The 14,053-nt window shown below is 41.4% G+C and carries 18 protein-coding genes, 1 tRNA gene and 2 rRNA genes; 7 read left to right on the top strand and 14 right to left on the bottom strand.

Going from position 1 to position 14,053, the window contains the following annotated elements; genetic code table 11:
- Positions 1-603, bottom strand: a complete 603-nt coding sequence (locus HZC34_02895; GenBank protein MBI5700781.1) for a hypothetical protein — start codon at positions 601-603, stop codon at positions 1-3.
- Positions 600-1,406, bottom strand: coding sequence for a 1,4-dihydroxy-6-naphthoate synthase (locus HZC34_02900; GenBank protein MBI5700782.1), 807 nt, complete (start codon positions 1,404-1,406; stop codon positions 600-602). The genes HZC34_02895 and HZC34_02900 overlap by 4 nt, the downstream gene beginning before the upstream one ends.
- Before the next feature lie 111 nt (positions 1,407-1,517).
- Between HZC34_02900 and HZC34_02905 the strand changes: the two genes are divergently transcribed.
- The 3 genes from HZC34_02905 to HZC34_02915 all read left to right on the top strand — a co-directional run bounded on the left by HZC34_02905 (position 1,518) and on the right by HZC34_02915 (position 3,843).
- Positions 1,518-2,297, top strand: coding sequence for an undecaprenyl-diphosphate phosphatase (locus HZC34_02905; GenBank protein MBI5700783.1), 780 nt, complete (start codon positions 1,518-1,520; stop codon positions 2,295-2,297).
- A gap of 527 nt (positions 2,298-2,824) precedes the next feature.
- A tRNA-Asn gene (locus HZC34_02910) sits at positions 2,825-2,899 on the top strand.
- Between the two features lie 32 nt (positions 2,900-2,931).
- Positions 2,932-3,843, top strand: coding sequence for a DUF475 domain-containing protein (locus HZC34_02915; protein MBI5700784.1), 912 nt, complete (start codon positions 2,932-2,934; stop codon positions 3,841-3,843).
- On the opposite strand, the gene greA is transcribed toward HZC34_02915, so the two are convergent.
- The 3 genes from greA to mtnP are packed head-to-tail and all read right to left on the bottom strand — an operon-like array spanning position 3,827 to position 5,562.
- On the bottom strand, positions 3,827-4,294 hold the full coding sequence (gene greA / locus HZC34_02920; protein MBI5700785.1) for a transcription elongation factor GreA: 468 nt from the start codon (positions 4,292-4,294) through the stop codon (positions 3,827-3,829). The genes HZC34_02915 and greA overlap by 17 nt on opposite strands.
- A 3-nt stretch (positions 4,295-4,297) precedes the next feature.
- Positions 4,298-4,825, bottom strand: a complete 528-nt coding sequence (locus HZC34_02925; GenBank protein MBI5700786.1) for an adenine phosphoribosyltransferase — start codon at positions 4,823-4,825, stop codon at positions 4,298-4,300.
- Positions 4,825-5,562, bottom strand: coding sequence for an S-methyl-5'-thioadenosine phosphorylase (gene mtnP, locus HZC34_02930; protein ID MBI5700787.1), 738 nt, complete (start codon positions 5,560-5,562; stop codon positions 4,825-4,827). The genes HZC34_02925 and mtnP overlap by 1 nt, the downstream gene beginning before the upstream one ends.
- Positions 5,563-5,585: 23 nt before the next feature.
- Between mtnP and HZC34_02935 the strand changes: the two genes are divergently transcribed.
- The gene (locus tag HZC34_02935) at positions 5,586-6,350 is read left to right on the top strand and encodes a class I SAM-dependent methyltransferase (protein MBI5700788.1); all 765 of its coding nucleotides are present in this window, start codon (positions 5,586-5,588) and stop codon (positions 6,348-6,350) included.
- A gap of 3 nt (positions 6,351-6,353) precedes the next feature.
- Here the strand turns inward: HZC34_02935 and HZC34_02940 are convergent, their stop codons facing one another.
- The gene (locus HZC34_02940; protein ID MBI5700789.1) at positions 6,354-8,264 is read right to left on the bottom strand and encodes an S-layer homology domain-containing protein; all 1,911 of its coding nucleotides are present in this window, start codon (positions 8,262-8,264) and stop codon (positions 6,354-6,356) included.
- A 111-nt stretch (positions 8,265-8,375) separates the two neighbouring features.
- Here HZC34_02940 and HZC34_02945 point away from each other — a divergent pair, with 111 nt between their 5' ends.
- Together HZC34_02945 and dusB are read left to right on the top strand one after the other, a co-directional pair.
- Positions 8,376-8,540: a hypothetical protein gene (locus tag HZC34_02945; GenBank protein MBI5700790.1), complete on the top strand. Its 165-nt coding sequence runs from the start codon at positions 8,376-8,378 to the stop codon at positions 8,538-8,540.
- Positions 8,541-8,584: 44 nt separating this feature from the next.
- The gene (gene dusB, locus HZC34_02950; GenBank protein ID MBI5700791.1) at positions 8,585-9,517 is read left to right on the top strand and encodes a tRNA dihydrouridine synthase DusB; all 933 of its coding nucleotides are present in this window, start codon (positions 8,585-8,587) and stop codon (positions 9,515-9,517) included.
- Here the strand turns inward: dusB and HZC34_02955 are convergent.
- The 6 genes from HZC34_02955 to HZC34_02980 form a co-directional block, all read right to left on the bottom strand.
- Positions 9,492-9,977, bottom strand: coding sequence for a hypothetical protein (locus HZC34_02955; protein MBI5700792.1), 486 nt, complete (start codon positions 9,975-9,977; stop codon positions 9,492-9,494). The genes dusB and HZC34_02955 overlap by 26 nt on opposite strands.
- Complete coding sequence (locus HZC34_02960) at positions 9,977-10,549, bottom strand: arginine decarboxylase, pyruvoyl-dependent (protein ID MBI5700793.1); 573 nt, start codon at positions 10,547-10,549, stop codon at positions 9,977-9,979. Before HZC34_02960 ends, HZC34_02955 begins: the two co-directional genes overlap by 1 nt.
- Before the next feature lie 20 nt (positions 10,550-10,569).
- Positions 10,570-10,809 carry a hypothetical protein gene (locus HZC34_02965; protein ID MBI5700794.1) on the bottom strand — a complete coding sequence of 80 codons (240 nt, stop codon included), beginning with the start codon at positions 10,807-10,809 and terminating at the stop codon, positions 10,570-10,572.
- A gap of 165 nt (positions 10,810-10,974) precedes the next feature.
- Positions 10,975-11,331 (bottom strand): hypothetical protein, encoded by a 357-nt coding sequence (locus tag HZC34_02970; protein MBI5700795.1) that lies wholly within the window; start codon positions 11,329-11,331, stop codon positions 10,975-10,977.
- A gap of 248 nt (positions 11,332-11,579) precedes the next feature.
- Entirely contained in the window at positions 11,580-11,834 is a 255-nt protein-coding gene (locus tag HZC34_02975) for a hypothetical protein (protein ID MBI5700796.1), read from the bottom strand.
- 224 nt (positions 11,835-12,058) lie between these two features.
- Positions 12,059-12,592, bottom strand: a complete 534-nt coding sequence (locus tag HZC34_02980; protein ID MBI5700797.1) for an ORF6N domain-containing protein — start codon at positions 12,590-12,592, stop codon at positions 12,059-12,061.
- A 211-nt stretch (positions 12,593-12,803) separates the two neighbouring features.
- Between HZC34_02980 and HZC34_02985 the strand changes: the two genes are divergently transcribed.
- The gene (locus HZC34_02985) at positions 12,804-13,370 is read left to right on the top strand and encodes a nitroreductase (GenBank protein ID MBI5700798.1); all 567 of its coding nucleotides are present in this window, start codon (positions 12,804-12,806) and stop codon (positions 13,368-13,370) included.
- A 142-nt stretch (positions 13,371-13,512) separates the two neighbouring features.
- On the opposite strand, the gene rrf is transcribed toward HZC34_02985, so the two are convergent.
- Positions 13,513-13,630: ribosomal RNA gene (rrf, locus tag HZC34_02990) — 5S ribosomal RNA — on the bottom strand.
- A gap of 31 nt (positions 13,631-13,661) precedes the next feature.
- A 23S ribosomal RNA gene (locus HZC34_02995) occupies positions 13,662-14,053 on the bottom strand; the annotation flags it as partial.

Below are 14,053 nucleotides of genomic sequence, written 5' to 3' on the forward strand. Positions count from 1 at the left end.
CTACTTAACCGCGGCGTTTAGCCGCAGGTACAAAAGCTCTCCTATTATATCGGATAATCGATCGATATTTTTATAAAGCCTTGCCCTATCGCCGCCTCCGGCAAGATCTGATATCGCCTTGATCGCGCTAAACTTTATTTTATGATCCCGACAAACCCTGGCTATTTCCGCAAATTCCATGTCGACAATATCGGCAATTTTTGAAAGCTCAATACGAGCAGTATCATCAAAAACAGGCTCCGGTGATGTGACGAGAACTGCGGCCGGCAAGGCGGTCCAGAGGTCTGCTCCACAAGGTATATAATAACTGTTTGAGATCCTATTAACAACCTTGGAGACTGATGCAACGTGTCCAATATTAAAGTTGTTATTCAAAGCTCCGGCTATCCCCGCATTAATGATAGAGCCAACTTTCTTGTTCTCTAATAACGCTTCGGTTCCATTCGCCGCTCTTTCAATACCCATACCACATATGCAAACTACGAGATTCTCGTTTGAAACTTCTACAAGTAAGGGATGCTGATCGATATCCTCAACATTTTGGCCAAATTTCTCGAGAAACGGACGCGCTTCTCTAATAGTCGCAAATATGATCCCTATCATTGAATAATTCCTGCCGATCTCGCCATTTCTTCCAACTTGTTAATAGCTTCCATTCCTTTATCGCCTAGATCGTAAGTAAAAGAATTAACAAATGTTTTAATATGCCGATCGATAACTTGATCCTCCATTTCAATAGCCATTTTTTTGATATACGGCATTGCTATTTGAGGTGATGATTTGGATAGATCAAGACTTTGCTTAATTAACCCTTCGATCTTCCCATCCAATTCTTTTAGCAGATCAGATCTTATACCAACTGCTCCAAGTGGAATCGGCACCTTGGCAGTTTCCTCCCACCACACGCCCAAGTCGCATACTTTATAAAACCCTTCTTTTTCATAAAGGAATCGGCTTTCATGAATTACGACACCGCAATCGGCACGTCTAGAGTTCATCTCATTGAATATTTGATCGTATTGAACATAGGATTTATGCTTTGATCTCGGGCTATATAGCGAGAACAAAAGATTTGCGGTTGTTAATTCCCCCGGAAGCACGATCCGCAGGAACGGAAGATCGGAAGCCTTGATTTCTTTCTTCTTTGAGATCAATATCGGACCGCATCCAAAGCCCAAAGAATTTCCCGCCCTAAGCAACCCATATTTATCTTTCAATTTAAGCCAAGTGAAAAAAGACATTTTTGTTATTTCGTAAGTGCCGGCAATTGCATGCTTATTTAATGTTTCGATGTCGTGGTGATGAATTTCTATTTTGTGATCTTCAAGGACTATTTTCCCCGACATAATACCAAAATATGTGTAAGTATCGTTTGGACATGGAGAATAGGCGAAATTCAGCTGCATTATATTAATTATAATATATTTTTCGTCTAATAAGCAAATCGGAAACCAGCGACTAAATCCCGATGTGGGAATCGGGACAAGCGTCGCGGTTTCCGTGCTATAATACGCCATATGAACTTATTACACTCGATCATTTTAGGCGTCGTTGAAGGCATTACAGAATTTCTTCCCATTTCATCTACCGCGCATCTAGTCCTTACAGCAAACATTCTCAAGGTTGCCCAAAGCGAATTCGTAAAAAGCTTCGAGATAATGATTCAATTCGGGGCGATCTTGTCTGTAATAGTCCTTTACTGGAAACAATTTCTATTGGACTTAGAAAGTTTGAAGAGAATCATCGTCGCATTCATTCCAACCGCCATTCTTGGGTTCCTTCTTTATAAAATTATCAAAAAATATCTGATCAGCAGCGAGATCATTATAATTTGGGCGCTTCTTATCGGAGGCATCGTCCTTATCGCGTTTGAATTGTTCCATAAAGAAAAAGATACGGCTCACGACGATATTAGCACGATCCCCTATTCAAAATGTTTGGCGATCGGGCTTTTCCAATCGCTTGCAATGTTCCCGGGGGTGTCAAGATCTGCCGCGACAATAATCGGGGGTTTGGCTATAAATCTCAAGAGGCAAACAATAGTTGAATTCTCATTTTTACTTGCGGTACCAACAATGCTTGCGGCATCAGTTCTGGACATAGTGAAAAGCGGCAGCAGTTTCACGATGGATCAATTTGGCATCTTGGCGATCGGCTTCATCATTTCATTTATAGTGGCGCTTTTAAGCATCAATTTCCTAATGAACTTCATTAAAAAACATACCTTTATTCCGTTTGGAATTTATCGTATAATTATCGCGCTTATATTTATGGCTTCGATTTATTTAGTAAAATAGGAGAAAAAATGAAAAGATCAATTATCTGTTTAATGGTTATATTGTTAGCATTATCGACCGCATCATTTGCCGCAAAAACAGTTAAAACGCAACCTAGGAAATCTGCGATAATGACACAAATTGAGCTGAGGAATATTGTAGAAATTCAGCCTTCTGTTTGACGATGAATAACAGGAGGGGAATAAGATGGAATCAAAAGATACGGCAGGGAATCAAGTGGTGGCGGGGCCAAACTCTGATATTTTATACTTCGCGTCCATTCTTATCCTTGCGACGTTTTTCGTAATAGGCAGATCATTTTGTTAAGGTTCGTACTCAAAGAATGGCTCGGCCAGTGATTTTTCCTCCAACCAGCCCTTCGGCTCCCTCGATGGAACTCGGGACAGGTTCGCTCAGGGCAAGCCGCTCCATCTCTTTGATTATACCTAACTCTCCATAGGCGGGCAAGCACCATCGTGCAAATACGCATAGTAGATTTTCCATTTATCTTCTGTTAAAATATTAATATCTTACAAAAAACAAGGTATTCCCCGGTAGCGCAGTGGTAGCGCAGTTGACTGTTAATCAATTGGTCGCAGGTTCGAATCCTGCCCGGGGAGCCATTTTTTTGTACGGACCATAAAGGTTTATACCAATGGATATCTTTACAATAATAATCATTGTTCTCGGGCTTTGTTTATTTGAAATAATATCAAGCATCGATAACGCGATCATCAACGCCGAAATCCTTGCAACCATGGGCCAAAAAGCCAGAAGATGGTTCCTTGTCTGGGGAATCTTTATCGCGGTATTCGTCATACGAGGATTTCTTCCCTGGCTTATCATTTGGGCGGTCAATCCTTCCCTTGGGCCGATCAATTCCTTAATGGCTACATTCTCAAATGACCCGTCGGTCAAACATTCTATCGAGCAATCAGCCCCTATATTGTTGTCAGGCGGCGGTATATTCTTGGTTTTCCTGTTCTTGCACTGGCTTTTCCTTGAACCAAAACATTTTGGGCTCCCGCGGACCGAAAAGTTCTTCTTAAAACAAGGCGTCTGGTTTTACGCGATAGTATCTATTCTTCTTACTTTTGTTGTTTGGCAATCGTTAAATACAAACAAATTAATGGCCTTGGGAGCAACGATCGGATCGACCGCTTTCTTCATCACCCATGGGTTCAAGCAGAACGCCGAAGAGAACGAAAAAAAACTGTTAACCTCAAATCTGACGAATATAAGCAAAATATTCTATCTTGAGATAATCGACGCAACTTTTTCGATCGACGGAGTTCTGGGCGCATTTGCTTTTACACTTTCAATACCCTTGATCCTTTTAGGCAACGGCCTTGGGGCTGTCGTAGTAAGGCAGTTAACGATAAGAGGGATCGATAAGATCAAAAATTATGTTTTTTTAAAGAACGGCGCAATGTATTCGGTATTTGTGCTGGGAATAATAATGCTTGCTCGGTCATTTGGGCATGAAATACCCGAAATAATATCACCGTTGTTCACCATAGCGATAATCGGTTACTTTTTCGTAAAGTCGATCAATCCACACCCATGACCTTTATCTTCATGACCCCCATTGGGGCCAAAACTTCAAGCACATCGCCTTTTTTTGCTCCCATAAGCGCGCTTCCAACCGGAGTCGTTTCAGATATCTTCTTTTCTAAAGCATTAGCCTCAAGCTCTGAAACAATGGTATATTCCCTGACATCTTTTGTATCCAGTATCATGTACTTGACCTTTGACCCCCGAGAAACAATATCTTTTACTTTTTCTTCGTCTTCTACGATCTCCGCCATTTTGAGCCGCGATTCGAGTTCTTTTATTTTTGATTCGATAAGCGACTGTTCTTTGCGTGCTTCGTGATAGCCGGCATTTTCCCTCAAATCCCCCTGCTCTCTTGCCTCATTGACCGCCTTTGCGATCTCCCTTCTCTTGCCGGTCTTTAAATGCTTTAACTGCCTGCTTAATTCGTCATATCCTTTTTTAGATATCTGGTTGCCGCCCATATTCTAATCCCCTTCAAATTCTGTTTGCGCATAAACGGAATAGTCAGCTTGCTCCAATTTTTTTCGGCCTCCAATATCCGGGAGATCGACAATGAACGCCAATTCAACTATTTCTCCCTGAAGTTTTTTAACTAGGTTTGCGGCGGCAGTCGCGGTTCCCCCTGTTGCAAGAAGGTCATCAATTATCAGGACTTTTTGGCCTTTAATGATCGCGTCTTTGTGTATTTCAATTATATCCGTTCCGTATTCAAGCGCGTATTCTTCTTTAATGGTTTCAGCCGGAAGCTTTCCTTTTTTCCTTACAGGGACAAAACCTTTATTCAAAAGATAAGCCAAAGCCCCGCCTAAGATAAATCCTCTTGAATCGATACCCACTACGATATCGATCTCTTTATCTTTATATCGAATGTAGAAATCGTCAATACATAATTTGAGGCCGACAGGATCTTTTAGAAGAGTCGTGATATCGCGGAACATGATCCCTTTTTTGGGCCAGTGAGGAACCGTTCGAATTCTTGATTTAATTGACATTATTTGATCCTCGGGATAACCTTTATCAAAAGATTTTTCACTTTATCCGCATTATCCTTCATTCGCTCCAAAACCATTTCAAAAGTGACGGGAGCTTCATCGTCTTTCCAGCAATCGTAATCGGTAGACATTGCGATCGTTTGATATGGGATTCCTACTTCATTGGCAAGGATCACTTCGGGGCAAGTGGACATATTGATTATATCCGCGCCCCATTGGCGGAACATATGGCTTTCGGCTTTTGTTGAAAACCTGGGTCCCTCAATAGTAACAACAGTGACGTCGCGATTATATTTGTATCCAAATTCATCGCATGCCTTTGCCAATATTTCGGTCAAGTTCTCATCGTAAGGCTCGCTCATCGGTGTGTGGACTACTTTATCGTGGAAAAAAGTTAAATTCCTGTGGCGGGTAAAATCAATGAATTGGTTCGGAAACACAATATTTCCCGGTTTGACATCCTCTCTTAATGAACCAACGGCGGTTGCCGCGAGGATATGAGTACAGCCTTCTTCTTTAAGCGCCCAAATATTCGCTAGATAATTAACTTTGGTTGGCATGATGCCGTGGTCTTTTCCGTGGCGGGCAAGAATTACAACATCAACACCTTCGATCTTTCCGCAGGTCAAAGAAGAAGACGGCTGTCCATGCTTGTTATCGGCTTCTTTGGAAGCAGGATTTTTTAGTATTTGCGGATCATCGAATCCTGACCCGCCGATTATACCGATCTTTGGCATATATTTGTATTATAATATAACTCATGAACTTCAACAAACGAAAAAAAACCGGCAAGGATACTAGCTGGAATAAATCCGCAAGCTGGTACGATTCACTTGTGGGTGAAAAAGGTTCCGACTATCATCAAAATGTCATCATCCCAAATGCATTAAAACTTCTAAAGCCGCAAAAAAACGAAAAGATAATAGATATCGGATGCGGACAGGGAGTTTTTTGCAGAGAACTTCATACGCTGGGCATTAAAGTTCTTGGGATCGACGCTTCAAAGAATTTGATCGATGCCGCAAAAAAAAGATCACCGGAAATAAAGTATCTTGTTGCAAGCGCGCAAAACCTGAATATGTTCGAGAATAAAAGTTTTGATGCGGCAACAAGCATTATGGCCATGCAAAACATGGATCTTTTATTTGAAGTGATCCATGAAATGAGCCGCGTGATAAAAGTTAATGGACGCGCTCTCATTGTAATAAGCCATCCGGCCTTCAGGATACCAAGGCAATCCGGCTGGGGATTTGATGAAACCAGAAAAATACAGTACAGAAGAGTCGATATGTATTTATCGGAGAAAAAGATACCGATCCAAATGAACCCTGGATATGACCAATCGAAAATAACATGGACCTTCCACCGCCCAATATCAACTTACATAAATGCGCTTGGTCAAAATAATATGGCGATCGTTCGAATGGAAGAATGGACAACACACAGGAGAACCAATGAAAAAGTGGATAACCGCTCAAGAGACGAATTCCCGCTGTTTCTGGCTATACTTGCAAGAAAAATTTAATCATCAGTAACTCTCCCAATCGAGCAGATCTTTATCAAGCAAATTCTTAACAAATTGCGTACGGTATAGTATCTCAACTGCTTCAGCTCGAGTCAACATCCTTTTCGGCTCAAAAGCTTTCCCGCTCAAATACCCTAGCAATCCTGCTTTGAATGAGCCTGAAATGATCGATGAAGCCCAGTGCTTATCATTAATATCAGGGAACTGCCCTCCATAAGCTTCAAGCGGCACTTTCGCGAACCTAGAAATCATGGCAACGCCTTCGGCCCGCGTAATATTCCCATTCGGCCTAAAGGTCTTGTCGGTATAACCTTCGACAACTTTTGCCGCAGCGGCATCCGCTATAAACTTTGACGCCCAATGTTTGAACTTTATATCTATGAATTTAATTCCATTATTTTGGATTTTGCCATTTGGATTTGGAATTTCTGCCCGCATGAGCAGTGCAGCCATTTCGGCGCGAGTAATATTCCCTTCAGGCCTGAAACTTCCGTCAGGATATCCCGTAACAATATTAAGCATTGATACCAATGAAACCTGCTGCCTTGTCCAATAGCCCTCGGTAACATCCGGAAATGCCGCAAGCCTTAAAACGCGTAAAAGTTTCTCATCGGTTGGCTTGCCGGTCTTTGCTTTACTGGAATAACCTTTAATTGATATCTTGTTCTTGCCGATATTAACCGGAGCTTCTGCTTCAAATGAACCCAAAGTTGAGAATTGTACATTATTATTATTGATCTCAAGCGCCTGCAGATCCGATATTTTTCCTTTGATTTTTATTGATTGGTCAAAAGCGATATTCTTATCGCTCGGAGAATCTATTCTCATCCTATCTTTTTCCTTTGGCGCTTCAAGCTTCTTAAGCGGTGGAATATAAGAAACCGAAAAATATGAACTATCCAAATTGACCACTGGCAATGGATGATATGCATAATCGAACTTGAACCCCCCGTAATAGAACCCTACACCAAACGTTGGATACGATATTGCGACAACGCGGCCCGTGCCGTCATCGCCTGTTGTCTGGTCGATCCCAAGCCTTACAAAAAGCATATTATACGGGTTCCATTTGAATCCAAGATAATTAAGCCCTATATTCGGATTCCATTCAAGCCCAAGATGATAAGTTAACGGGGCCTTGCCTATCAGATAATTATCAAGGTCCGCAGCAAAAATAAGCTCCTGCTTCCTGAATTTCAACAGTGAATTTTCTTCTCCTAATAACGCCATGGTTGTCCCAAGCTTAAACAACGCGGGATATATCTCATAATGGCCGGACATATAAGTGATCTTCCCGCCCCATGAGGCTGGCAAGATGTCTTGCACAGCTATGCCAATTTTCATCGACGGAGAAAGCCGGTACATTGCCCCCAGATCGATCTCGTTCCCTGTCCCTGATGCCCCTGCGAGCCCGCCGCCGGACAATCCCGCATTGAACAGTTTATAATTAATGCCAACATCAATTTTGTCTGTCCATCCCAATTTAATAAATTTGCCGATAAGGCTGTCTGCGGTATTTGAATAATTTAAGATAAAGACGTTATTGTAATTATTGATGTTGGGCTTAGTAAAATCAACTTTGTAGATCGGATCCAGAGGATTTGAAGTTGCGTCAATAGTTGTGGCATAAGCTCCGCCAATATTATAACTTCCAAAGCCTAGGCCGATCACTCCGAAATTTGTGGAATAATACCCTGAAAGGGAAAGATAATTATACGCATCGAGAAATTTTGAAGACATTGACGATATCTGCCAATCGGTCTTTCTGGCAAGCCCGGATGGGTTGATAAAAATGCCGGAAGTGTCATCCGAGAGCCCAGCATATGCGCGGCCCATCCCTACTACCCTGGCATTTGGAGAACGAAGAGCGGGATCTGATGCTTCCACAACTGCAAAGGCTTTTGTCGAAAACATAACGATGATAATTAAAATTGCAATAATGATCTTGTTTATGCCCATAACGTTGTCTTAATCAATTATAACTGATATAATCATCAAGTTCAAATAAATAAAGAGGAGAAAAAAATGATTGCTGAAAGATCAGAGTATAAAGGCAAGCCGATGCTCGTGTTGAAAAGAAGCGAAGATGAAAAATTCCCTTTTTCGTTCGGATTGACCAAGGCGAAAATGATCCTCGAAAGCATCGAAGAGATTAAAAAATTCGTCGCGGAAGAAGATCAGCCCAAATAATAATCAGTAGCTTCAAAATCGATACAAATATCTTCCTTGCGCCAATGGCAGGTTGTACTGACCTTTCATTTCGATTGATAGCTCGTGAAAACGGCGCAAAATTCTGCTTCTTTGAAATGATCGATTCAAACTCCTTAATACATAGCCCGAACAAAGATCCTGACATAATAAATACAACTGAAGAAGACTTGCCTATTGCGGGACAATTGATAGGCTCTGATCCAGACGTTATGCTTAAGGCCGCGAAAATACTTGTTGAAAAGTTAAAGCTATCTTTCATGGATATTAACGCCGCCTGCCCCGTCAACAAGATGACAAAAAAGAAATCAGGCGCGCATCTTATTCGAGAACCCAAGCTTCTTTACAAAATAATTAAAAAGCTTTCATCGAACCTTTCTCTGCCGATAACAGTGAAGATCCGTATCGGCTATGAAAGCGTGGACTTAAAAGAAATAGCAACTATTGCAAAGAATTGTCAAAAGAATGGAGCCTCTGCCCTCTTTGTCCATGGCAGGACAAGGGCGCAAGGATATTCAGGCGAGATCGATTACAATGCGATCAAAGTTATTAAAGAAAGCGTAACAATTCCTGTTTTTGGCTCGGGAAATATATTGTCCCCCGAAAATGCAAAATCAATGCTTAATAAAACCGGATGTGATGGAATTCTCGTCGCTCGTGGAGCTCTTGGAAGGCCATGGATATTTAAAAGTATCGATGCTTATCTAAAAACGGGAGCAGTTATTCTGGAGCCAAATATCGAAACAAAGAAACTAACGCTAAAAAAACACCTCTATTATATCGATAAATACAAAAAGAAAACTTTCTGTAAAATTGGATTCATGAGAAAAATGGCTATCTGGTACATGAAATCTTTCCCGCACGCGGCAAGGATCAGGGGAGAGATTAATAATGCCCAAAGCATGGAAGAACTTTTTTCGATCGTTGATTCGGCTAAAGACCTTTCCCCAGTGATCTAAAATTAATACAGTTTTGCCTGACTTCTTTATTCTTTACTGCGCCGCACTTGTTTAATTTAATAATATACATATCCAAAGGATAATCGAAATCGTCATAGAATTCATTTTTATTTCTCAAGATATCGACTTTCCAATATTTCTTGCCTTTAAATGTCGTATATCCCGATCCTCCGAAAGTATCGGCAACTTCAAGCGTTGTGGTCTTAAATAATTCCGGGATCATGATCACGCTTCCTCCGGGAAGGAAGTTAAGAGCCACAAAGTCGCCAAGGCGTTTTCCATTTTTTGAAACTCTTCTGTAGCGGCCTGTGTCGCTCCAAAGATGCGCGTAATAAGTTGATGCGATTATCTTAACTTTTTCGTATTTGCTATAAGGCAATCTTTCTTTTGCAATCTCTTCAGCAGCGATTGGTACAGATAATATGCAAAGGCCTATAATGGCCCAAGTTGCCGGCCTCATTATTTCCCGATAGCTTGATCGGAATCGATAAGCAATACAGCTGATGCAATAACGGTTGTCCAAACGCCTCTCTGTCCTATAGCGCTTTGGGTGATATTTGTCGTTCGAACTATTTCGTTCGATAATTTCCATGACTCTTGGCGCTCATCCCAGCTGGCGTTTTCGTCAAATGGAAGGCCGAGAGTTGTTGCTAGCATTTGAGCCGCCATATCTTCCGCGTAATCACCGCATTCTTCGTCTGTTAGTCCTGATGCGTGATGTTCGCTCAAATATCCGTATGAATTAGGATCGGATGGAATGGCCATGCCGACAGATGATGATATTAATCTGTGCGGTTCGTTTGTTTCGTTGCGGGACATGACAATAAATGCTATCTGGCCAGGCTTTATAAGTTTAACGCCTTGTTCTTTTGAAATCAATTTGCAGCCTGGCGGGAAGATTGAAGATACCTGCACGTAGTTTACGGCTTGTACTCCTGCATCGCGAAGCGCCATCTCAAAGCTTGCTAATCTTTCTTTGTGGCGTCCAACGCCTTTAGTTAAAAATATTTTATCTGGTACAAATCCTGACATGTTTGGATATTATACAATACTTAGTTTGAGACGGCAAATTTTAAAGCGCCTTCGGGATATGTAGCATCATAATAACTGATATAGACCTTGCCGCTGCTGTCAACCTTGATAGAACTGCCGACGCCAACATCTTTTAATGTGTATTCGGTATGAACAGTCGATGTCGCAAAGCTACCTGAAGAGTTAGTGGCATATTTTAATGATTTACCAGATAAAATAAAAAATATTATCGGAACAAATAATTGTTTAACCGGCTTCATTCTTAGAAGAAATTATAGCACTATTTTCGATTTCTTAGAAATATATTGTAGCGCCGGCCTGGCTGAAATTAACGTATGCGTTCATCCAGTTATTTTGCCCGCTGCTATTTTTGTATTTAATTCCGGTCAGGGCCACGGAGCCTATCTCAAAATGCGCGCCCAACCCTATCGTATCGGTGAACATTGTGTGGGTTCCGATCCCGAAGATAAAGCCCTGCAATCCGCCGGCAAAAGAGCCTGCAGGTTATTGTAATCAAAAATAAAATGCGGCCCTACGTTCAGGTTCGGTCCTATAGGATAATATAAGGAGGTTTCATTGCCGATACCGATATGCCGATCGCTGTTTATGGTCCCGACGTATATTGAATCTGCGTTGTCCAAAAGCGAAATGCTCATCGCATCCACAATAAGATCGCTCACAATCGTCCCGCCAAGAAATGGGAATTTTATTGCATGGCACGGAATAGGCATCAGAAAAGTAAAGCAGGCTATTGCACAGAAAACTAAAATGCTTTTTTTCATTTCATCACTCCCATGACCGCATTTTAGTATAACAAGCCGATCGAAACAAGCGATTTAAAAAGGCACTAACTAATTAGGATTACTCGCCTAAGACCTTAACAACGATCCGTTTCTTGTGGCTCGAATGGAAGTTGCGCCTGCCTGCCGGCAAGCAGGTCTCGAATTATGCGAATCTTTCAAAATATTTCAAATTGCGCGAATTGGGCTTCGATTAATTAGCGACGATTTCCCATTCGATTTGACGATTATTAGGCGGGCTGACGAATATGCGCGTCTAGTTTATGGCCAACTTTATCAATTTTATCTCCCAGCTCTCTGGCAACATCTTTAAGTGTGCTGGCCACAAATTTGATTGTATCATTAGTATCTTTGATTTCACCCTTTAATTCACTTCGTATTTCTTGCATTTCTCTTCTTAATATTTGATGCCCTTCTGCAACCGCTCTAAAATCGCATCTGATTCCCTCAAGCAAGATTTCCGTTCTTCGTACTTCTTCTGTCATAGCCTTTTCTCCTTCGGGGTGATGATTTATTCTACACCCACAACAAGGTTATAGCAATTAGCATGCCACGGTTGGGCTCGAATGGGAGTGGCGACTCGAATTTTGCGAATATTTCGAAATATCTCGAATTGCTCGAATTAAGGATTAATTGTATTTATTCGTGAAATTCGTGAAAACTCGGGAAATTCGATTAATTAGCGACGCCTATCCCATTCGTGATCTATCTAAACAAACCCCATCTTCTTCCTCGGTTTTTTCTCGGTTACGATCATTTTCTCGATCGTTTTAATTATTAACCCGATCTCAACATCGTGCTGATCGACTTTATGCTTGAGCTCCCTAAAAAGATAAGTCAGGTCTTTGTTTTTTGTAATAATTTGTCTAAGTTTAACAAAGGCACGCATAATGACAATATTGACCTCAACCGCCTTCTTACTTCGCAAAATAGAAGACAACATCGCAACTCCTTGCTCGGTAAACATCCTTGGAAGCTTTCGTGTTCCTCCCCAACCTGATCTATTATTTTGTGGCTTCATTTTTGATGTTCCAAAATGGAACATCAAGTTGTCGAATTCGTTTTCATTTAATTGGAACATAAAATCTTTAGGGAATCTGTCCAAGTTGCGGCTTACCGCTTTATTCAAGTCTCTAGTTTGAATATCATAAAGCTCCGCCAAATCCCGATCTATCATCACCTTTTGCCCGCGAAGAAAATATATCTTCCCTTCGATCCTCTCAACCGGTATCAAATTATTCATGATCACACCTCTATTAGACTTTAAGCAATTATCAAGCCAATCCTCTGTTCATAGTCGCAGATTGCGACCAGTTGTTTTGCTTCACTTTTCGTCAGTTGAAACATAAAATCGTCAAAATAATTCGAGAAATTTGCGAAAACTCCGGAAATTCGATCAATTAGCGACGCCGATCCCATTCGAATTTATTCGAATTTTGATATATAATATCCTCATGAACAAAATTATAGAAAACATTTATTCTCGCCGAGCGATAAGATCATTCTTAGACAAACCTATCCCTGAAGATCTGATCCAAGAGATCATCAATGCCGGCAATATGACGCCATCAGGCTCAAATATGCAGCCTTGGAGATTTGTTGTAGTACAAGATAAATCTTTCAGAGAAAAACTGGTTAAAGCAGCAATGCCTAAATATAAGAACTACATGGAAGCGGCGTCTGATGCTTTTAAAGAACGAAGAAAAAAAGTTGACGAAGTAACAACGGATTCCATTTACTATTCGGCACCATTAATTATTTTTGTGATCGGCACCAAAGGAATTACAGTTGATCTTGATTGCCCAATGGTTTGCGAAAATATGATGCTTGCGGCAAGATCGCTTGATATAGGAAGTTGCTGGGTGCTGTTCGGATCGTTCCCCGTCAATGATGAAGAAATAAAGAAAGCGCTAGAACTAAAAGATGGAGAAAAAGTATACGGCCCTATAATATTTGGGTACCCAAAAGACGGATTTCCACAAACCCCCGACAAAAAACCTCCGATTGTTAAAAGAATTTAAATCTAAAGCTCGAATCCCGAAACAATATATTAATTTATAAATTAAAATATTAAATTATATTTGAATTTGTTTCGTCATTCGGAATTAAATATTAATAATAAATGAAAAAGCCTCTCCGATTTCTCGAAGAGGCTTTCATATAATCCGGCAGCGTTCTACTCTCCCTCAGACCGAAGGTAAGAAGTACCATTGACCCTGAGAGGCTTAACGACCGTGTTCGGAATGGGAACGGGTGTGACCCTCTCGGTATGGCTACCGGAACTTGATATACAAGAATTAATTCCTCGCCTGAATTTCGATTTATTAGTACTGGTCAGCTCACGCATTACTGCGTTTACACCCCCAGCCTATCAACCACGTAGTCTACATGGAATCTAAAACGAAACCTAATCTTGTGGAGGGCTTGGCACTTATATGCTTTCAGCGCTTATCCCGTCCAGACATAGCTACCCAGCGTTTGCCATTGGCATGACAACTGGTACACTAGAGGTCTGTTCTTTCCGGTCCTCTCGTACTAGGAAAAACTCCACTCAAGTTTCGAACGCCTGCACCGGATATGGACCGAACTGTCTCACGACGTTCTGAACCCAGCTCACGTACCGCTTTAATGGGCGAACAGCCCAACCCTTGGAACCTGCTCCAGCTCCAGGATGCGACGAGCCGACATCGAGGTGCCAAACCGC

It is taken from the genome of Candidatus Saganbacteria bacterium (assembly GCA_016223245.1).
Lineage (GTDB): Bacteria > Margulisbacteria > WOR-1 > XYC2-FULL-46-14 > XYC2-FULL-37-10 > JACRPL01.